19 protein-coding genes are annotated in these 21,772 nt (G+C 34.4%); 1 reads left to right on the top strand and 18 read right to left on the bottom strand.

Features of this window, described 5'->3' with window-relative positions:
* Positions 1 to 659: 659 nt before the first annotated feature.
* From ACQKNC_RS10345 to ACQKNC_RS10335, 3 genes are read right to left on the bottom strand one after another with little or no spacing between them, the layout of a single operon-like run.
* Positions 660 to 1,535 carry a hypothetical protein gene (locus tag ACQKNC_RS10345; protein WP_427424764.1) on the bottom strand — a complete coding sequence of 292 codons (876 nt, stop codon included), beginning with the start codon at positions 1,533 to 1,535 and terminating at the stop codon, positions 660 to 662.
* Positions 1,528 to 3,384, bottom strand: coding sequence for a hypothetical protein (locus ACQKNC_RS10340; RefSeq protein ID WP_427424763.1), 1,857 nt, complete (start codon positions 3,382 to 3,384; stop codon positions 1,528 to 1,530). The genes ACQKNC_RS10345 and ACQKNC_RS10340 overlap by 8 nt, the downstream gene beginning before the upstream one ends.
* On the bottom strand, positions 3,356 to 5,524 hold the full coding sequence (locus ACQKNC_RS10335) for a hypothetical protein (RefSeq protein ID WP_427424762.1): 2,169 nt from the start codon (positions 5,522 to 5,524) through the stop codon (positions 3,356 to 3,358). Before ACQKNC_RS10335 ends, ACQKNC_RS10340 begins: the two co-directional genes overlap by 29 nt.
* A 1,294-nt stretch (positions 5,525 to 6,818) precedes the next feature.
* Here ACQKNC_RS10335 and ACQKNC_RS10330 point away from each other — a divergent pair.
* Positions 6,819 to 7,280, top strand: a complete 462-nt coding sequence (locus ACQKNC_RS10330; RefSeq protein ID WP_427424761.1) for a ferritin-like domain-containing protein — start codon at positions 6,819 to 6,821, stop codon at positions 7,278 to 7,280.
* A 356-nt stretch (positions 7,281 to 7,636) separates the two neighbouring features.
* On the opposite strand, the gene ACQKNC_RS10325 is transcribed toward ACQKNC_RS10330, so the two are convergent.
* The 15 genes from ACQKNC_RS10325 to ACQKNC_RS10255 all read right to left on the bottom strand — a co-directional run bounded on the left by ACQKNC_RS10325 (position 7,637) and on the right by ACQKNC_RS10255 (position 21,750).
* Entirely contained in the window at positions 7,637 to 8,068 is a 432-nt protein-coding gene (locus tag ACQKNC_RS10325) for a DUF2935 domain-containing protein (protein ID WP_427424760.1), read from the bottom strand.
* 614 nt (positions 8,069 to 8,682) lie between these two features.
* Entirely contained in the window at positions 8,683 to 10,509 is a 1,827-nt protein-coding gene (locus ACQKNC_RS10320) for an APC family permease (RefSeq protein WP_427424759.1), read from the bottom strand.
* 479 nt (positions 10,510 to 10,988) lie between these two features.
* Positions 10,989 to 11,792 (bottom strand): arsenite methyltransferase, encoded by an 804-nt coding sequence (locus ACQKNC_RS10315; protein ID WP_427424758.1) that lies wholly within the window; start codon positions 11,790 to 11,792, stop codon positions 10,989 to 10,991.
* A 14-nt stretch (positions 11,793 to 11,806) separates the two neighbouring features.
* Positions 11,807 to 12,088, bottom strand: a complete 282-nt coding sequence (locus ACQKNC_RS10310; protein WP_427424757.1) for a Fe-S cluster assembly protein HesB — start codon at positions 12,086 to 12,088, stop codon at positions 11,807 to 11,809.
* The gene (gene arsA / locus ACQKNC_RS10305; RefSeq protein WP_427424756.1) at positions 12,085 to 13,854 is read right to left on the bottom strand and encodes an arsenical pump-driving ATPase; all 1,770 of its coding nucleotides are present in this window, start codon (positions 13,852 to 13,854) and stop codon (positions 12,085 to 12,087) included. The genes ACQKNC_RS10310 and arsA overlap by 4 nt, the downstream gene beginning before the upstream one ends.
* 1 nt (position 13,855) lies before the next feature.
* A complete protein-coding gene (gene arsD, locus ACQKNC_RS10300) occupies positions 13,856 to 14,215 on the bottom strand; it encodes an arsenite efflux transporter metallochaperone ArsD (RefSeq protein ID WP_427424755.1) in 360 nt (119 codons plus the stop codon).
* Between the two features lies 1 nt (position 14,216).
* A complete protein-coding gene (gene arsC, locus ACQKNC_RS10295) occupies positions 14,217 to 14,636 on the bottom strand; it encodes an arsenate reductase (thioredoxin) (RefSeq protein ID WP_427424754.1) in 420 nt (139 codons plus the stop codon).
* Positions 14,637 to 14,657: 21 nt separating this feature from the next.
* Positions 14,658 to 15,716, bottom strand: a complete 1,059-nt coding sequence (arsB, locus tag ACQKNC_RS10290) for an ACR3 family arsenite efflux transporter (protein WP_427424753.1) — start codon at positions 15,714 to 15,716, stop codon at positions 14,658 to 14,660.
* A complete protein-coding gene (locus tag ACQKNC_RS10285; protein ID WP_427424752.1) occupies positions 15,716 to 16,036 on the bottom strand; it encodes an ArsR/SmtB family transcription factor in 321 nt (106 codons plus the stop codon). Before ACQKNC_RS10285 ends, arsB begins: the two co-directional genes overlap by 1 nt.
* 1,061 nt (positions 16,037 to 17,097) lie before the next feature.
* Positions 17,098 to 17,949, bottom strand: a complete 852-nt coding sequence (locus ACQKNC_RS10280) for an MBL fold metallo-hydrolase (protein WP_427424751.1) — start codon at positions 17,947 to 17,949, stop codon at positions 17,098 to 17,100.
* Positions 17,950 to 18,280: 331 nt separating this feature from the next.
* Positions 18,281 to 19,186 (bottom strand): cation diffusion facilitator family transporter, encoded by a 906-nt coding sequence (locus ACQKNC_RS10275; RefSeq protein ID WP_427424750.1) that lies wholly within the window; start codon positions 19,184 to 19,186, stop codon positions 18,281 to 18,283.
* 292 nt (positions 19,187 to 19,478) lie between these two features.
* Positions 19,479 to 19,616 (bottom strand): LuxR C-terminal-related transcriptional regulator, encoded by a 138-nt coding sequence (locus ACQKNC_RS10270; protein ID WP_427424749.1) that lies wholly within the window; start codon positions 19,614 to 19,616, stop codon positions 19,479 to 19,481.
* Between the two features lie 77 nt (positions 19,617 to 19,693).
* The gene (locus ACQKNC_RS10265) at positions 19,694 to 20,086 is read right to left on the bottom strand and encodes a YkvA family protein (RefSeq protein WP_427424748.1); all 393 of its coding nucleotides are present in this window, start codon (positions 20,084 to 20,086) and stop codon (positions 19,694 to 19,696) included.
* Positions 20,087 to 20,436: 350 nt separating this feature from the next.
* The gene (locus ACQKNC_RS10260; RefSeq protein ID WP_427424747.1) at positions 20,437 to 20,823 is read right to left on the bottom strand and encodes a spore coat protein; all 387 of its coding nucleotides are present in this window, start codon (positions 20,821 to 20,823) and stop codon (positions 20,437 to 20,439) included.
* A gap of 504 nt (positions 20,824 to 21,327) precedes the next feature.
* Entirely contained in the window at positions 21,328 to 21,750 is a 423-nt protein-coding gene (locus ACQKNC_RS10255) for a hypothetical protein (protein ID WP_427424746.1), read from the bottom strand.
* Positions 21,751 to 21,772 lie beyond the last annotated feature (22 nt).

The following is a 21,772-nucleotide window of genomic DNA, read 5'->3' as shown; positions in this document are numbered from 1 at the left end:
TTTCTGAACAATATCATTTGATTAATCTTCCTAATAATTGTTCCATTATTTAGCTGTAGCGTGTGACGATGCTACGTTTTTTTATGTATAAGTAACCTCTACCTGCACAAATTTATTAGTGTATCGCACGCACTTATTCGGTTGTGGCGTTGGTTGACCGTCGCATCCTCCCACATTCAGGGTCAGCTTAACTCAGTGACCCTTTTATAATTTCTATTCTCAGAATGTTTAGTAACATTACACTTCATCAGCTAGTTTTCTACTTAAATAAAGAATAAATCTTTAAAGCAACTTCTCTCGGCTTGGGTTGACGCCGATGGAATGGGAAAAAATGCAAAATTCTCGAAGGAAGCACCTTTGCGTGAAATGTAAAGTTAAGACACTGCTTAATAAATTTCCCCAAAAAATTTGATAATAAAAAACCGCCAAACTCGATATAAAATCAAGTTAGACAGTTTTATTGGACGTCCAAGGATTACTTTTAAGTATTCGCTGGGACTTTGATGTTATTGGTTTTGTGGGGATTTCTGGAGAATATGTGTAAATCAAAACCTTCGTAAATCCTAAAGAATCACATTAAATATTTGTCAGGTTACTTATAATAAATTTCACCATTCGGTATCTTTTTTCTAACTCAATTTTGGTATTAGCTCTACTCATTAAAAGAAATACAAACCAATGATTGTTCCGAACGTAACAACTTGTGAAATTGAAAGAGCTACTAGCCATTTTTTCGTAGTTGTGCCTTGCTCTACTTGCATTGCTTCAAGTTCTGTCCATTTTACTTGTTGATTTTCTTGCTGTTCTCTTACTACAAGCTGATAGTTTTGTTCGCTTTCTTTAAATAACTCCTTGACGGCAAGCATGTTTTGTTCCGTTTGCTGAAAGCCTTGTTGAATTATTAACTGCGCATTTTGTTCATTATCTTTAATCGTTTTTTGGAGCGTTTGATTCATTGAAGAAAGGCTCTCAAGCTTTTGATTGATTGTCGCTTCAAACTTTTGCATTTCCTCTTTATAATCTGCTTCAAGTTTTTTAGATTGCTCTAACCATTTCTTTTCTTTATTTTCAATATATAATGATTGATCCTCAAAAATAGAGTTAATTTTAAACTGAATAGCCTCGATTTCTTTTAAATTTGTCTCAAACAATGCTTTTGACGTTTCGATAAATTCTTGCTCAACAAACTTTTTTTGCGCTTCTGCTAATTCATGAAAAATGCCATACACATTTTCTAAAGTACTGACCATATTATTCGTTTCATTTTCAAGTATTTCAGAAATATTCGTATTAACTTGACTAGCCGCGCTGCGCATCGCACTTGTTGCATTTGTCGTTTTATCCTCAAATGAATAATGCATTTTTTCCATTTCATTTTTAATAAGCTGTACGGTACTCTCCACTTTTTCAGCTCCAGCATTCATGTTTGACAAATGCTCATTCATTTTATTTTTGAGTTCATTATAAAACAAATCATCATTAATTTTTTTCAAATCTTCTAGCGATTGTTTGTATTCCTTCATCACTTTATTCATTCGTAATCAGTCCTTTTGCTTGCTCTTTCATAACGTTCCAATAAAAATGAACAAACCATTTTTCAACTAGTTCAGTTTTCGGGTCAAATAACTTTTGCTTTAAGCGATTAGCATGTGTCACGTAGCTCTCCATTAGAAATGAATCTAACTGCGAAGCACGTTCCTTGTCTAGTGTCCACTCTTCATTAGCAAGTTGAATATCTAAAGCGTTCTTTTCTATTTCAATTACTTTATTTATACTCGTTTCAATCAACCTCTTTAAATCTTGCTGCTTTAGACGACAAATTTTTTGATGTTGCTTAATCGTATCTTGAATTTGTCGTGTATTTTCAGCTATACAAGAATTAATCCAACTATCAAAATGTGAAACACATGCCTTTAACTGAGTTAACGCCTTCTCTCTATCCTCACTATAGCGCGATTCAAAAAAGTACCGATCGACCAAATAATCCAACGTTAAATTACGATCAAAGCATGATTCATCTAAATCGAATTGACGGAGCGCATTATGTTGGAAACGATTTGATTCTTTTGCTACGTCATTTAGTCGATTAACAATTTCTGTTGCTGCATCTTTCAAATCTTCCAGTTCTCCAAAATATCGTGCTTTTAAGTAGCTACTTTTCTTTTCGTATAACTGTAAATTGCTCCAGCTTGGCAAAGAAGCAGTATATTCTAGCTTATAAGAGCGATTTGCCCATTTTTTTTCAAACGCCTGCATATCTTTAAGCATCTTTAATTCTTTTGTTAACTGCTTTACATATAGAGCGACATCTATCGTTTGCTGAGAAAACTCGGCTGTCGCGATTTGTTGAAGTATTTCTAATTTTTCAAGTTCTTCTTTTTGATGCTTTTCAATATAGCGCTCCATTGATTTTAATTTTTTTATTTCCTGTTCTGGAGAGTTTATTCTAGTTAAATCATCGACTAAATCTGAAAATAATTCTTCTACCCATACGGCAGCATTTGAAAAAACATTTGGGAATCTGCCTTTTAAGTCTGTCCATGAATCTCCAAATTCTAATGGATATATACGGGTTTGTAACGGACTATTTTCGCAAACTCTCCCTAATTCATAATCATACTCCGCTTTTAGCTGAGCTGTTGATTGTATTTCACCCTTATCTATTTTTTCCATTACAGAATCATTTGAAATACTACGTGTTAACACAATTCGAAACTGCTCAGGTAGCTCTTGCCAATCACGCACAATCTCTTTATCAAGTTTCGTTAATGCTGTCATTTGACTCGAAATTTCCATAATGATACAGACTTTACAGCGAGCGATGTATTCTTTTAATATTTTATCAACATGCAGCATTTCAAGTGAATCTTTACTATCGTCACCAGGAAGATCAATAATGGATAAATCACGAATACGTGTATCTACATCTTGCTGATTAAAGAAACGGCTTGGAACTTTAATAGTTAAAGGTTCTAATGAAAAAGATTGATTTTTATAAATCTTCCTTCTTAAATTGCCCATTATTTTTTCAACTTCATCAAGATGGACACATTGAAACGCTTCACCAGTTGGCCAAATAATATGAAATTCATGATTCGATGAGCGTTCAAATATTGTACATGTAATCGTTGCTGATTTACCTTTTTCTCGCCCACCGCGAAGCTTGTCTGCAATTTCATTTAAATATAGTGGAGAAATGCCAAGCAAAGTCAAAATAAACGTCGTTTTTCCTACCTGTGTTGGCCCGTAAACCCCAACATATACTTGCTCTTTTTGTTCGAAGTTCGTATCAAAACGTTTAAAGCCGTTCATAAATTTTTTTGTAGCTTGTACTGTCCAATCCCATTTTGTCGAATCATACAGATAAAAATAGTGATTGCTCATGTTTTGCCCTCTTAATATCATTAGTTAATTGAGAAATATGACGAATTGTATAAGTTAGCTGTTCAAGTTCACCAATTTTATCAAAATTTCCTGATAGCTGTGCATGACGTTCGTACAATTGATAGCCAATACGTTCATAAATACGTTCTAACGAATGAATAAACGCTTTAGCTTGTACTTTAGGTAGGTCGTTGAATACACGCACACCAGCTTGCTCAAGTTGTAATTGACGTTCATTCGCTTTTTTCATACTTTCTTGTATTGCCTTACCAGCATAGGCACCAGCAATTCCTACACCCAATACCCCCATTAATTGCCCAGCAGAAATGGTCAAACCGATTGATGATAAAGCTGTTGATGCATTTGTTATTAAATCTAACTCTCCATCAATTAGTGCATCGGTCCCTAAAATTAATGGGATTGCTTTTAAAATTTTTGGTGTTGTTGTAGAAAGCTTTTCTACACCTTTCATCACATTAAACTCTTGTACATCTAACTGTAAAAGTTGTTTATCAAGCGTCACTTCATTAGAATCATTTGGGTTGTTATCAATATACGATTCACGTACTAGCATCGTTCCCATCATTGCTAAGGTTTTAAAATCTTTATGTTCTAGAGCAAAATATTGATTATTTTGTGTATCAAAATATTTGTTGATACGATCAAGTGGCTGCCCTTTTATTTGAATTGTTGCTTGCTTCTCTTGTTTTTTTTGCAATTTCAGTTGGAACGGTGATAAATTTTTTGTCGCTGGCACTTCCTCTATCGGACTGTCAAAGCTTTCTAGTAATTCCTTTCCTTCACGCGCAATATAATTCGACACAACTTTTAGTACAGTTAAATTTGGCGTAAGGAAAGTGAGTGGCTTTGCTTCTCCCGATTCTAAAATCATTTTATCTTCTGATGGATTTCCCCAAATTTCTTTCAGTTTTTCTTCAAATTCATATAGCTCACGAGGCTTTTGTCCGAAAAATTTTGTATGTAACTCTTTCTTCCAGCTCGAATTTCTATCTAAGTATTTACGAAGCTTTTCTTTTGCTGGTTCAATACGCTTTGACAAATCTTCAATGATTTCTTGTTCAAGCTCAATTAATTTTTTCTTATACGCCTGTTCATATTCATACATGACTTGATTGCTGTTTTCTATATTTGCTGTGCTTAATTGACGGCACTTCATTTCATCTTCAACGAGCTTACGAATTTGCAGCATTAAATCATCAATTTCGGCAACTAAACTAAAAACTAACTGTTTCCCTAAATCATCAGACGTTTGAGACGAGTAGCCATAATCGTTAATTGAATCAATGAGTTCCGCCTTCCAATTTGATGAAAAACTAGGACCAACACCTGTGATGACAACACGATTTTCTTCTCCAGCTGGTACATCAAATTCAGCTAAAATCTCTTTTTTAAATTGCTCATTTTGTTCTTCATTAATATTACCGAATGAAATTGCGACAATCGGCTTCACTGAGCGATAAATCTTTTTTACTTTTGTCATCATTGATTGCGTCGATTCACGTGCATATGTATCTTTTCGAATAACCATAACTGAAGAAGAAGACAAATATAAAATATGTTCTAACAATAGCTGTGAAATATCTTGTCGATCTTTTTCAAAGCCTGGTAAGAGAACTATCGATTTTTGTTCATCTTTCAAATAACGATATGGGACAACACATTCAAGCCATAAATCCGAATTCGGGACCGGATTCATCGAAATTCGATTAAATATTTCCTCATCGATTTCATATCGCTTCACCTGAATTTGATTTTCTTCATCTTTTGAAAAGCGATACACGTATGTTTCAATTTTTTCAACATTTTTTTCTGTGAAAAAAACTGGCAAACGTTCTCCCCTTGAACTATTCGATGGCAATAGAGTTTCAGGTAATTCATAAAGGTTTTTCATGAGTGTCGTTTTCCCTGTTCCTTGTAAACCTGTAATAGCTAACAATGAACGGTCTACCATTAAATTTGACAATGCAAATTTGTTATACAGTGCAGTCAATTGTGTTAACAACTCCGATTTTTTAGCCTCACCCACACTATTAAACGTAGTTGTATGAAGTTGAATTACTAATTCTTTAATTTTCTCATGATAAGATTCAATAATATAATCTTTCTCTTTTACTAACATTTGAACACTCCCTTAATTAAAAATCGTTTTTATGCTATACTTTTCTGATAATTCATGAACATCCGCTCCAAGTTTACAATCAACTTTTTACGAATGCTTCCGGTTCGAGGACTTCAACAAACTCTCCTTGAATCGTATCCACATCTTAATACCCTGACCAATCACCTCAGCTTCAAAAATCAGGCCATCACCAAACTTCTTACTAACCTTTAACGCTAATCGGTCTAATAACGCATGTGGTGAAGATCCTGTAATTGAAACTTAATCTTTATCAGCTCACCTGTATACATAAACTTCACTGGCTTGCGAAATTCGACTTCTTGAAAGCGCTCGTAGTATGGGAATTTATATGAGAAGGTTGTTTGCTTTCTGCTTTTCTTTTTCGCGCCTTATTGAATCACCTCTTTAAAATCATAATACCAAAACAATAGGACATATTATGACCATGTAAATATGTATTATATATATTACAATATACCTAAATTATACCATCACCTGTGGTTATATTGTGATATTTTTTCAAGCCAAAGGAGAGATAATAATGCCTATACCTAACATTCGAATGATAATTTGTGATGCTTGTGGGAAGTTAATAAAAACGGAGAAGTTCGGCGATGCAATGACACCGTTAGAGTGGAAACGATTTAACAAAACTAAACAGAAAAGGCTTTGCATTAAATGTAATTTGCTTCGAAAAAAATAATATTGGTTACAAAAAAGCAGAAGTAAGTATGGTAATTCCATACAAAACTTCTGCGTTTGAATAAGATAGTTTTTGTTTGCATCCGAGAGAGTACTCAGTAAAGTGTCCTTTTCCTTCCATTATAAAAAATTGATAATAAACTAACAACCTTATTCATTTTTCGCTATTTAAACCCAACTTATGATATTTGACAATAAAAAAGTTGATAAATAGTACTCCATATCAACTTTTTTTCCTTTTGTTAAGTTATAGTACCAACCAGCTAAGTTTGCCCCTCTTATGAAGATTGGACAAATCTACATTAAACGATAATTAGCATTATTTAAACGAATATTCCCCTTTTGAACGATAAATTATGAGAAACATCCGATAATTAGAAAGTTGTGACTAAGGTATTTATATTATGTAAACTAAAATTATTTGGCGTGGAGGAGGGCTTGAATGCTTCAACTACCCATAATATTAGCTATGAGGAGTATGAAGTTAGTAATGAAACAATTACGGTAGATGGAATAAGTAATTGTTGAACTTGCACAGCTTCCCATACAAAAACATAAGATAAGTTGATGGTTAAATAAAAGGAGGACAATCATGTATCCAAATCAATACTTTTATCCTTATGTTCCACAGTATAATGATTATTATCATATGCAAAATGATGCTCAACTTGTAAACGATATTCAGAAAGCAATTAACGCAGAATACAGTGCTATTGCTTGTTATGAGAAATTATCCAAACTGGCACCTACAGAGGATGAAAAAAATATAATACTTGAAATACAAAAAGATGAAAAACGCCATCTTGAAGAATTTAGCAAACTTTATACAAAATTAACAGGTAGAAATCCCTCTTATCAAATCACTGAGGAATGCCCAGATAATTATAGGAAAGGGATTGAATTTGCCTTTAAAGATGAACAAGAAGCCGTTGATTCTTATTTAGATATAGCAGATAAAGCAAATGATACCATTATTAGAGAAAGATTTCGACGTGCTGCATCAGATGAACAAAATCATGCTGTATGGTTTTTGTTTTTCATTAAAAAATCCTAATGTACTCCCAAGAATGAAAAATACCTCAATTTTCTCATATTCTTAAATTGCCAATTAGCCATTTCTTCTTAAAGATATGGCTTTTTTTCATTCTTTCCACACATATTTATAGATTTAATGATGGTTTTAATTACAAGTGCATACACTTATTTTGGGATAGTAAACTGTTGAATGTATCGCCCCAAGTGTTGTTACACAACGCTATCCCGCTAATATCAGTACCCCATTGTGGAATACAATAAAGTTTAAGTTTATATTTAATATAAATTCTTAATTTCACTTCATATAAAAAAGCTATCGTTTTGAAATAAGATTGATCAAAACGATAGCTTTTTTTGATTCTTTAAACAACCCAATTAAAGTTTCTGCTGATATAAAATAGTTTGTGCAACTCCAATAAAATACTCTGATTCAACAATAATATGATTTAATACAACTTTGGCTGTTGAATTGGTACTAATAGGTTTACTTTCTTCCATAATTGTACGACAAAAATTAATAAACTGCTGACTCTGATTTAAGCAAAAAGAAGAAAGTTTCAGAATATCCTGGAAGAGTACTTGTGAAACCTGTCCTTGTGAACGATTGACGGTTTCAATAAATCTTATTACTTGTTGATGTGTCTGGGCAAATGCTTTTTCCCATTCTTTCAATGCCTCCACATATTTCTGTTCAAGATTTTTTACAAGCTCCCTAATTACAACAGTATGTTCCATTTCTTGGTGTTTCCAAAACTCAGCTTCATCAAGTACCCGTAACGGCATCTGGTTTCCATAATAATATTGCATTAATTACCCTCCCCCTCTATACATACCTTTTAATATATAAATATGAGAGGTGGAATTAGAACTACCATGGGAAGTGTTGAATACCTTATAAAATTTCTTATGGAACTGATATTAAAGTATTTATTTTCAGTTTCTTTCCAAATAATTTTAAAATAGAAATCTCACCAAACAATATTAGAGATAATAAATCTCACCAAACAATATTAGAGATAATAAATCTCACCAAACAATATTAGAGATAATAAAGCCATGTTTTCATGTAATTTAACTGTCGATTCAATAACTTCTCCCCATTTTTGTTCAGCGAATTCTTCTGCTGAATCACCTGTCAAAATGGATATCAAAGTCTAAATTTTAAAAAACACCAGAGTATAAACTTTGCTTCAATGTCAATAAGTTTATACTCTGGTGCCGTATAGGCTTTTAAACAAAGTTTGAGCAAAAATATCATTCGAATCCGTGTTTTATGGCAAATAAAAGAATCCATTTTGAAAAAAAGTTTAATCAATGATAAGCAAGAAAATACTGTTCTTACATGGTAGTTCAAGAAGAAAGAGCTGCTTAAATAGCTCTGATTAATATCAAAGTAAGGAAGCTCATGAAGCCCAGCTTTTTTATTTTTTTAAATGATAAGGTACAGTTGTTACTACTACGTCTCTCCGATATAACAAGAAGGCACGAATCAGTAAGCTTGATTGGTTGTGAAGAATATTGTGCCAGCCCTTTTTAGGAATAAATTGTGGAATGACAACAGTTACCTTATAATTCCCTTCCCTCGCTTTATGCTCGACAATATCAACAAATTTTGTAAGTGGATTGATGATACTTCTGTAATGAGAATGCAGTGTTACCAATCTTACATCAGGTTGCCACTTCTTCCATTCTTCTTCAAACTTCTGCTCGTCTTCTCTTTCAAATGCAACATATACAGCAATAATTTGTTCAGGAGAAAGAGATTTAGCATAATCCAAGGAATTTTCTACAACATGAGTCATGCCAGCAACAGGCACTATCATAACATTACCTTCGATGGTCATAGATGATTCACAAGTTGTGAGCCTAAGTTGGTCTCCAACAGCTTCATAATGCTTTCTAATTCGATGAAAAATGAATACAATAATAGGGAGAAAAATTAAAATTGACCAAACTTGTGAGAATTTTGTTAAAAAGAACATCATTGTGACCGTAAAGCTAATAACGGCACCCGTTGTATTGATTATGAATTTTAGAGTCCACCCTTTGGGTTTTTCTCGTAGCCATTTAACCATCATTCCCGATTGAGACAGAGTAAATGGAAGGAATACTCCAACTGCATAAAGGGGGATAAGATGCTCTGTTTTTGCATGAAAAGCAATGATTAAAATGATAGAAGCAATTCCGAGTATGATGATTCCATTAGAATATCCTAATCGATCTCCCCTCATCAGAAACATTCGAGGTATAAACTTATCTTTTGCGAGATTAACCGCCAATAATGGGAAAGCGGAATAACCAGTATTTGCAGCAAGGATTAATATCAATGCTGTAGTTCCTTGAATAAAAAAGTACATGAAATTTCGGCCGAAAGTTTTTTCAGCAATTTGGGAAACAACGGTTACCTCCCCACTTGGAGCAATGCCATAATAATAAGCTAAAAATATGATTCCTGAAAACAGTATGGCAAGCAAGGCTCCCATTGCCATTAATGTTTTAGCAGCATTATTAGGACCTGGGTCTTTAAAGCTAGGAATGGCATTCGATATGGCTTCAACCCCTGTTAAGGCAGAGCTTCCTGAAGCAAATGCCCTTAAAAGAATAAATAAACTGATTCCCGCCACAGGTGTACCTATTGGGGTGTGTAGTTCGGGCGAAACTCCTCCAGTTAGAATTTTATAAATACCCACACCAATTAATATTAACAACGCTAAAACGAATAAGTAAACGGGGTAGGCTAATATGGAAGCAGACTCCGTTACTCCTCTTAAATTCAAAATTGTAATAAAAATCACAAAAGCAATGGCAATTTCTACGTTAAAGCCATGTAAGGTGGGAAAGGCAGATGTGATCGCATCAGTACCAGCAGACATACTTACAGCAACAGTTAATATATAATCCACCAATAGAGAACCTCCAGCTATTAAGCCTGGATTTACACCTAGATTGCTTTTTGAAACCACATACGCTCCACCCCCATGTGGATAAGCAAAGATGATTTGCCTATAAGATAATATGAGAGCTGTTAAGAGAATTAATACGCCAACTGCGATAGGAATTGAATACCAAAATGCTGCTGCACCGACCGTAACTAATACTATTAAAATTTGTTCAGGGCCATATGCCACGGATGACAGAGCATCAGAAGAAAGAATCGCTAATGCTTTTGTTTTGTTAAGCTTCTGTTCTCCTAATTCATTGGATTTCAAAGGTCGTCCGATTAAAAGCCTTTTTATGGATGAAATCATTAATTACTCACCGCCTAAATAGTGTGAATAGGTTATATATTCCCCTATCAACAGTCATTTATCCAGAAAGAGCAAAATCTTTACATGAATAAAAAAAGTGCCTACAAGTCAGAGTTAATAGACCTGTAAACGACACATCACTTTTCTCGTGTCACAAGCTCCATAATTAGCATTATTTAAACGAATAGTCCCCTTTTGAACGAAAAATTATATGAACTATCCGATAACTTGAAAGTTGTGACCAAGGTATTTATATTATGTAAACTAAAATTATCTGGTGTGGAGGAGGGCTTGGATACGTTAACTATCCTTGTGTTTATGGACAAGAATGTCTGGAGAAATTAACAATGATGTTGAAGATTATGGTTATCTACTTTCTAATCAACAATGCACTAATGTTTCTTCAAATAACCCCGTTCTAATTTAGAACGGGGTTATGCTTGCTTGTGGTTTTGTTCAACTTCAGTTAATTAAACCTTTTATTTAACAGCTTGAATAATAGCTGAGACAATATAATTTTCTAAATCATAATTAGGTTCCCATTCTCGGATAAATTCTTTTGAATCGTCTTTTGGCTCAATCGAGATTTTTGTAAAGCCTGCATCTTTTAACAGTGCTTCATATTCCTCAATTGAAATGGCACCAGAGATACATCCGGAATATAAATTCATATCTGTTAAATAACTCTCTGGTAAGGCTGCCGTTAACACAACATCTGAAATTGCTAAACGACCACCTGTTTTTAAAATACGGTAAGCTTCTTTCAAAACCTGTTGTTTGTTTGGCGATAGATTGATCACACAATTTGAAATGATAATATCAGCTGTATGATCCGCAACAGGCATATGTTCAATTTCACCTAAACGGAATTCTACATTTTCAAAACCTGGTTTCTCTGCGTTACGGCGCGCCATAGAAATCATTTCAGGTGTCATATCAATGCCAATTACCTGACCTTCTCTTCCTACCTTTGGTGCTGCTAAGAAACAATCGAAGCCACCACCAGAACCTAAGTCAACAACAATTTCTCCAAGCTTTATATCGGCGATAGCTTGTGGATTACCACAGCTAAGTCCCATATTGGCTCCATCAGGAATAGAAGCTAGTTCTTCTTTTGTATAGCCCATTTTTTGCGAAATTTCTTCAATGGAAATATTTTGATTGTCATTCGGATTACAGCAGCTAGAGGCAGGTGTACAGCATCCTTGTGTGCTGTTTAATTTCAAGGCAACTTTCGCATAATTTTCACGTACATTCGTACGAATATCGTCCTCTTTCATCATTATAAAATCACCTCTTAGCAAGATTTTGGTGAATATCCTACTAACACTAAACCTAGTTCACCATTCTCTTCTTCTGCATGAATTGTAATTTCTGTTAATTGAGGTGCAATATCAGGATGAATAGCAACTTCGATACCTTCAATTGTCTCAACAGCATCTTCATTTGTTGGCGCTTCTAAGCCCACACCTAAATTAACGCCACAGCATCCTGGAATGCCAAAGAAGCGAAGTGTTTTCACCTCAGAATCAGCTAATACTTGCTCTAAATAATTTTTACCTTCTGGACTCATTTTCATTTAATTTTCTCTCCTTTAAGTTCATGTAAACCTTTTGTTCCAACTGGTGGCGTTTTTATCCATGGGATTGCCACGAATTGATTGTTGCTGATAGATTTGACTTCTTCTAGCCATTTTGTTTCGGCTTGTTGTTTTTGTATTAATGTCGGACTTGTTGTTTTGATAGATGAAAATGTCTGATTGACAACCCACCAACCAACAAATAAACCAGCTCGCTTTAAATCTTCCTGTAAACGTGTTGCTTCAAAAACAGGTGTTGCTTCTGGCAGTGTTACAATTGCTACACTTGTATAATTCGCATCACGTAATCTTGGTAACAGGTTTGAAACAGCTGGAGGGATGTCACCTTGCGAACGGCTTATTTCACGATGATAAGCTTCTGTCGCATCTAGTAACAACAACGTATGGCCAGTTGGTGCTGTATCAATAATAATGACTTCATCTTGATGATTTTCTACAACATTGGCAAATGCTCGGAATACGGCAATTTCCTCAGTACAAGGAGAAGCTAAGTCTTCTTTCACAAATGCTAAGCCTTCTTCATTCATTGTTTCACTTGCTTTTGCAAGTACTTCTGCCTCATAATTTGCAACTTCTACCTTCGGATCAATACGACTTACCGTTACGTATTTAACTTTGTCATCACCGAACGTCCAATTTAAATGCGCTGCAGGATCAGTCGTTGTTAAATGCACGCGCATACCCTTTTCTGCTAAGCGTAGGGCAATATACGAAGCAACTGTTGTTTTACCAACACCACCTTTACCCATTGTAAAAATAAGCTTCGGTTTACGTTCTAAATAATCAGCAATCATTTTTTCTACTTCAGGGATCGTCATACCTTTGTCTACTTCAGTTTCATGTTTGATATCTTGATCTGTCATCCATGCTTGCATACGCTCAATATTTGACAATGAGTATGGTACAAACGGTAAGTAGTATTGTTCAAATTGCATTAACTCTTTAGGAATTATCTCTAATGCCTCTGCTTGGCGGGCAATGAATGCCTTCTCAATTTCATCATTAGAACTAACATTTTTCATATATCCGTTAATTAGTAAAATCTGATTTTGAATGCCGATTTCAAACAGTTCATGAGAAGCACGTGCTGCCTCTTTTAATGGGTTTACGTCTGGACGTGTCACAAGCATTAGTGTCGTTTGATCGGCATTTGTTAAACGTTCAACTGCCTCTTTGTAGATTTCACGTTGCGGCTCAAGTCCTTTTAATGGACCTAAGCAAGAGGTACCAGTAGTGTTATCATCTAAAAACGTAGACCATGCAGAAGGCAATTGTAACAAGCGTAACGTATGTCCTGTTGGTGCCGTATCAAACACAACGGTATCAAATTTTTCAATCACTGAAGTATCAGTCAATAGTGTCGCAAATTCATTAAAGGCAGCAATTTCAACTGTACAAGCGCCTGAAAGTTGCTCCTCCATGTTCTGAAGAACTACATCAGGCAATTTCCCTCGGTACGGACCAACCATTTGCTCTTTATAATGTTGTGCTGCCTGTTCAGGGTCTAAATTTAATGCAAATAAATTGTCTATACCTTCAATTTTTGTCGGGCTATTTGATAGCGTCTGACCGAAAATATCTTGTAAGTTGGATGCTGGGTCTGTACTAATTAACAGCACCTTTTTTCCCTCACCTGCAATAGCTATAGATAGGCTACAAGCAACTGATGTTTTTCCAACGCCCCCCTTCCCCGTGAAAAACAAGAACGGGGTATCAGGGAAATGACTTCTTGTAAAGCGTTCCATTTTACGCATCTCCTTTTAGTGATAAGCGTACTTTTGGTTTTTGTAATAGTTCTTCTTCTGAAAGTCCTGACCACTGTGAAAATTGTTCATTTGTAGGATACTTCCCTTTACAAAGTAAGTCTCCATCAACAAATGTTGCAGGCAGGGCATCCATCCCTTCTGACATTAGAAGCTGATTGACGGCTTCGTTTTCTACAAAGGCATTTGGTTCATTTGTTAGATTAAATCGTTCAGCTTCTATATCTGTTTTCTTTAAATTATTCATTACAAATGACATGCGTAATAACTCTGGGTCAATAGAAGGTCCACATAAGCCCGAAGAACAGCACATTGCTGGTTCATAAATATGAATTTTTTTCATTTTATTTCGACTCCTCTGCAACAAATTGTTCTATTCGTTTTCCAATAGCATCACGTACGTTTTGGAAAACTGCCCATTTTTCTTCTTCTGTCCCTGTAGCTTTCGCAGGATCTTCAAACCCCCAATGCTCACGACGAACGTGAGGTGGCGTCATTGGACATTTATCTGCTGCATCACCACAAAGAGTAACAACTAGTGTTGCATTATTTAATGTCTCAGAATCAATTAGATCAGAAGTATGATTTGAAATATCAACTCCTACCTCAGCCATAGCTTTGATAGCATTCGGATTTACTCCATGTGCTTCAATACCAGCACTTTTGACTGTCCAATCTGTAGGCAATAATTTTCTTGCCCACCCCTCAGCCATTTGACTACGGCAAGAGTTCCCAGTACATAAGAAATAAAGTGTGTTTGTCATATTAAGTGCTCCTTATAATTCTTATAATTTAATAGTTTTAAAGTATTTCTTTTGCCATCGTAGAGCAACCCATACAAGTCCAATGAGTACCGGTACTTCAACAAGTGGACCAATAACAGCGGCAAAAGCCACTCCACTATGAAGTCCAAAAACGCCTACAGCTACAGCAATGGCTAACTCAAAGTTGTTACTAGCAGCCGTAAACGAAAGAGCTGCTGTGACAGGATAAGATGCACCTGCTTTACGAGAAGAAAAGAATGAAACTGCAAACATCACAACAAAGTAAATAAATAATGGAATAGCAATTCGTACAACATCAAGTGGTAATTCCACTAATTTCTCACCCTTTAATGCAAACATCATCACAATTGTGAACAGTAGTGCAATTAAAGTAAGGGGTGAAATTTTTGGTAAGAACCTTTCCTCATACCATTGTTTCCCTTTTGTTTTGATACCTATTAAACGTGTTAGGAATCCAGCTGCAAACGGTATTCCTAAGTAAATAAGGACACTTTTCGTAATTTCCCACATGGAAATGGATACATTAAAATTCACTAAGCCAAACCAACCAGGTAATACATTTAAGAAAAAGTAAGCAAAAATCGAATATGTAACGATTTGAAATATGGAGTTAAAGGCAACTAAACCAGCCACATATTCACGATCTCCACGAGCTAAATCATTCCACACGATTACCATCGCAATACATCGAGCTAAGCCAATCATAATGAGCCCAGCCATGTACTCTGGATAATCTCGTAAGAATATAATGGCCAAAAAGAACATTAAGAACGGACCCAGTAACCAGTTTTGGAAAAGTGACAGTAAAAGAACTTTCCAATCCTTAAACACACGCCACATTTCCTCATATTTTACTTTTGCCAGTGGTGGATACATCATCACAATTAGCCCTATGGCAATCGGTATCGAAGTTGTACCAACTGACATGGATTCTAATGCTTCTCCGATATTGGGCATTGTTATACTTAAAAGAACGCCAATACCCATAGCAACAAAAATCCAAAGAGTAAGGTAGCGATCTAAAAATGAGAGCTGTTTTGTTAAAGATTCATTATCCATTAATTTTCATCCCCTATTTGTGTACAGTCCGAGCTACAATTACAACCCTTTAAAGGCTCAATTTGTTCTAAAATACCTTTCATAAGTGTCGTCTGTTCCTCAACTAAACGATAATGCTTCCATGTACCAACCTTGCGTTCGGTAATAATGCCTGCCTCCTTTAATTTTCGAAGATGCTGACTAACTGCTGGTTGTGAAATACCTAAAACATCCACAAAGTCACATACACAAACTTCCCCATTTTTCATGCATGCAAGTAATTTAATGCGATTCAAATCTGCTGCTGCTTTTAATTGTTTTTCAATTAGTGTGTTTTCCATATCTATTCTCCTTATATAATCATTTGCTTATATTTTATCTAAAATAAAATCACCGGATAAGTACAGGTGATTAAATTAATATATAACTATACACTTATGTTATGCATATTAAATGATAATTGCAACAGATTTTCACCCATTTTTTCTAATAAATTTTGACTCTTTACAGTGTAATCATTGCTTATAAGTTCAATAATAAATCGATTATGTACCAATTTAAGCTAGAGAATTCGGTAAAGTAGATAACAAAATAGGTCCGCAATATAAGATCGAACTTAACGATGAGGAATTCTATTTATGGATAGTCCATACGATTACAGGGACAATAGCAAACGGAAATAGTAGAAATATGTTTTACAATATCTTAGCTACCGAAGAATTTAAAGTGGCCATTCATTATCAAGAACAAAAATAAACTACTTCTACAAAATTTGATCAAGGCTATTATAGCAACAATCTGTACGAAAAGTGCATTTTACAAAGATTTTTCAACATTAATGCTTATGTTAAGTACATAATAGCTGTTAATAAGAAATCCCAAAATAATATTGGCCTCAACGGAATTAATTATGAATATCTACTAAACTTTAATAAGTCAATTTAAGCTGTCCATAATATCTATGCATAAAATGAAGTTTTGTTGCATAGATTAAAGTAATTCATTGACATGTTTGTGCTATTTGCATACAATGAAGATAGTAAGATTCATGCGTGATGGATCTACAGCAGTACACGGCGATTGGGTGGCTCCCAGTCGCTTTTTTTGATTATTTTACTAAAAAACACCGCTTTGTTGGCTAGACAAAGCGGTGAAACGTAAGTTTTTTACAGCATCATCCGAAAAAGACGATACAAAGTATCAAAAAAACGGAATAAATCTGTAGCGTGACGAAAGATGGCTAATCTTTTTTCACGTTTCTTTTTCGTTTCAGCCTTGGCCTTTTTAACGCGTGATGGATAAGAAACAGCAGTACACCTCCTTCCTAAAAAGGAGTCAGCTGGATGCTGCGAATCTATTGTAACACGAAATATAATTGCATTTATATAGTGCTTTTAAATACTTACTTTCCCAACTCCATATAGGAAAGTTGTAAACCTACTCCAACTTCTCCTAAATAAGCAGCTGTCGAAAGAGCTATTTTAGAGTGTAAATCTGTACAATGGCAAGCATGAAGCTTAGTAGGTTTAAGATCTTTTATATAACGAACTGTATTGTCTAACTGCTCTTTCGTCGGATTTAATAGGTGAAATCCTCCAATAATATCAACTACTCTCTCTTCCTGACATACCTCTTTGGCATATTCAATAATGTTACATATCCCAGAATGTGCACATCCAACGATAATAACTAACCCTTCTGAAGATTTATAAACGATTGCTGTGTCATCCAAAACGAAGTCGTTAACATTCCCTTGATCTGTCACAACTTGGCCTATAGAATCTTTCCCTTCAAAATCAAAAATTCTTTTAATTTCTCCTAGAAATACTAGTCGATCTGTTAGCCACAATGGTTCTTTAGTTAATCGGACTGGAAAGTGTCTACTTAACTTTTCATGAGATAAGATACTCCCTATCTCTCCTACTGGATCAAATAGTTTAGTGTTAAAAACCAATGGATGCCCAATAATCTTAGGCGTATTGTGTAGTATTTCTTCATTTTTTGCTTCCATATGTAGTCTAATTAAATGCGTAAGTCCCCATGTATGATCCACATGCCCATGCGACAAGACAACATAATCGAGATTTCTTAAATCAATTCTCATTTTATCTGCATTTTTTAAAAATGCATCAGAATATCCGGTATCAAAAAGGATACGTTTATCCCCTTCTTCAATAAAAAAAGAAAGCCCAGGCTCCCCCAAAAAATAGCGATCAATTAAAGTATTATTGTCAACTAAAACGGTTAATTTCATATAATACCTCCCTTTTCTGTTAATTATAACAAAAATAAACCGTGCGCCTGAGCAAAATGCTATCATTCGTTCGTATAAGGTTCATCGAACATGAACCGAAATGGGTGCATTCATAAGTGAACAGGACTTCTAAGGCGCTCTACAATTGAATGACCATCAAGGTTAGCCAATAAAAAAGCAAGAAGCCTTATATTTGAAGGCTTCTTGTTTTTATCAAAATACATGATTCGATTTAGGCAATTCATGAATACGGTGGTTATTAAAGCTGTAAAACAAGCAATAACTGCATCGAAATTAGCGTCACTAGTTCAAGCTGCACAAAATGGTACTACTACTCTTGAATAGGTTCTATATAGTAAGGATTTATATGAATAAGGACTTCCCCTACATCTGGATAGTTATTTAATAGTTTATTTTTTATTTCACGAGCAATATCATGGCCTTCTTTAATTGTTAAATCATGATTAAGTGATAGACGAACGTCTAGAATCTTATAGTGACCGTGTTCTCTTGCACGGATTTTGTCTATTCGTTTTACTTGGTAAAATTCATGAATAGTAGATTCATATCCATCTAAAAGATCTTGATCCACGCTTTTTTCCATTAAAATATCAACAGAAGGTTTTACTAATTCCATTGCGATTCTAAAAACAAAGTATGCTACTAAAGCACTTGCAATAGCGTCCGCGTATAACAAAAATGTCCATCCAATTGCATTTCCTATAATCGCCAAGAGGACTCCTATAAATGCTGCAAGGGAAGCAACGATATCACCTTTATGATCATAAGCAATCGCTATAATAGCCTTGCTATTCCACTTTTTACCCTGTTTTATGGAGTATCTATATAATATTTCTTTCGCTATGTAAGAAATTATAGCTACAATTAATGCACTGTACTGTGGTACACCGGGTTTATCAAAAAATGCTAAAATTGCTTCTACTAATATATAAAGTGAAACTAATATTAGAATAATTCCGACGATCGCCTCACTAATAACCTCTGCCTTACCATGCCCAAAGGGATGATCCTTATCAGGTGGTTTATTAGAGATACCTACAACTGCTAGCACAGCAATCGAAGCTACTACATCTGCACCAGAGTGTATTCCGTCTGCAAATACAGCCTCACTCCCTCCAAAAAGACCAAAGAAGATTTTACCCATCATTAGAATTAGGTTGGATATAAGTGCAATCCATGCAACTTTTTTGCTAATTTGTTCTCTTTCACTAACCATTTATTTCTCCTCCGATTAAGAGTTGTATAACTAAAAATGAGGGAAGAATTTCTCCCCAAATGCCCTTAATCTTTTACCTTAAATTAATACTCAACTATGATATCAGACGAATATCGAGTGGGTCTACAACAACCTTTTTTACCATCACTAAATAAATTTAGAACATAAAAATAAGTTGCCTCAGACCAAATTAGTAACTCGTAATTACTGTGAATTTCTCTTTCAGAATATCCTTCAAATACAGTGTAAATGCAAATTGCAAATGTTACTGCCAACAATTTAATCGTTTTTATCAGAATTTCTTTGAAACTAGTTCGTTTTTTGAATGAATGTCTAGTTTTCTGTATACATTTCTTAGAATCGTACAGACAGTTGTTACGGATATATACAGCCTATCGGTAATCTCCTTTGAATAATCTGTCTCTGGCATTCTGGGCAACCTCTCTATTGAATGAGTATCTAAAAGAAATGTTCAGCAAGGAAGGAGGAATCTTGCTGAACATTTCTTTAAATATGATGAATAATAATTTTACTAATCCAAGCAGCGAATATAATCCAGATGATTATAAAAAGTATTCCAACAAACCAATTCTTTGGTTTTTCAGATAGTTTTAATTTATCTGCAGCTTCTTTATTATCCTCAATTACATGTGGTGGAATTAATTTTAAGGCGAGGATAATTCCCAAAGGTACAATTATTAAATCATCAAGATACCCTATAACAGGAATAAAATCTGGAATTAAATCTATAGGGCTAAAAGCATATGCAACTACGAACATTGCTACAAGCTTAGCATACCATGGTGTTCTGGGATCTTTATAGGACAAATAAAGTACATATAAATTTTGTTTTAATTTTTTTGCATAGCCTTTTAATTTTGATATTAAACTGTTGTTCATTGAAAATCTTCCCTTTCGTTACTATGAAGTATAAGTTATCAAAGTAAAAAGGGAAATAAAAAATAATGAACAATATGAGGATCGTGTCACAAAGAAGGAAAGAAAATATGTTTAGAGTTTATGACAATCGTACAGATGAAGCGCTATATCAAAATAAGGACAACATCCAGTGTGTTTTATTTGTAAACTGTTAAATAATAATTCAGCCGTTTAATTTTGAAGTGTTAAACATGCGTAAGTACCTTCAAAATAAAAAACAAGCAACCAATAAAATTGATCGCTTGTTTTTTGTAAAGCCGTTTGTTAAATATAAAGCCATTATTGAGGGGATATATAACATACCCATCTAATTAAATGAAATTTTGTGGAACACATTCACGAACACCAGAATTTCTCATGGAGTTAAATAAAGCTGCACCGATTCTTAATAAAACATTGTTATCTGTTCCATTTTCTAAATCATAAATTACGTAGTATGCATTATCAACTGTAAAAATACATTTTCGTTCTAATTTAAATCCAGGTGGTACAGGTGGAAGAGTAATAACTGGTCGAATTACAGGTGTATCTCCTTCATCTCTTATAAAGTTGAAAGTTTGTTGGTCAATCTCATAGATATTGACTGGGTCAATCTCCACACCTTGATCTGGAATTGTAATTTCATCTTCAACTAATAGGAAAAAGCGTTCGTTTCGAAAATTGAAAAGACTTCTCGCTCCAATTTCAAATGATGCCATTTTATATTCACCTCCTATTCTATATATTATTTTATTCATATCGAATATAGTTGTTTGGACAATAAGGAAGGTGGAGTGAAGATATAGTAAATATTATTTTTTAATACTTATAATTAACCATTCTGTTTCTAGACTGAAGTCTATCCTATAGTGTACTTTTGAGTAACTATAAAATACAGATAAGTTTTAACTAATGGTATTTATTGAGGAATAAGCTTTCATTTAAAACACCGCCCCTTGCTCGTGGCTAACCTCTACTTCTGTCTTGCATCCTCTACTTCATGCGCATGCCGGGCGCACATAAAAAAGTTGATAAGGAGATCTACTCCTAATCAACTTTTTTAACTTAATCAAATTTACCGCAATTATATCATAGTACCTTTTTCAGTATTTTTTGATGGATTGTGGTAGCTGATGTGCTTTTCTTTTTGGTCCTAATGAACAGCGCTCAGACTATTAAAGAATGGGATAGATGGATACTTGTTAATGTGGCATAGGCTCAGGTCAGTGTGAAGGCAATTGTGATAAATGTTTGTAATCTAATATATCAATTTTGAAACCATGATTACATTTCTGCTTATTAATCTTTTCACTATCACAAGCTGGGGAAATTCTTACTTTAACTAAATCTTCTTTAGCATCGTCAAGATTTTTCGATGGGATTTCAATTTTTACAGTAACATCATAGGAATGATTGTCATTGTAAGTTATATCAAAAATTCCTTTCCATTGCCAATTCAAAAGTGTATTCTGCCCATACTCACTTATTACTCTTTTATCAATATGTGGGAATACAATATCTAAAATAATGTCCTCTGTTGTGACATACATTTCTTCTGCTTTTGGAATTGTTTCTGATTTAACAACTTGCGTAGAAGTAATAACAATAAATAAAACTCCTAATATGACTAAGTATTGTTTAACCATCAACACTCACCTCTGATTTATG

Origin of the sequence: Lysinibacillus sp. NPDC094177 (assembly GCF_050279145.1) — a bacterium.
Classification (GTDB): Bacteria; Bacillota; Bacilli; order Bacillales_A; family Planococcaceae; genus Lysinibacillus.
The sequence above is the reverse complement of the archived record's forward strand: the minus strand, read 5'-3'. Positions and strand labels throughout refer to the sequence as shown.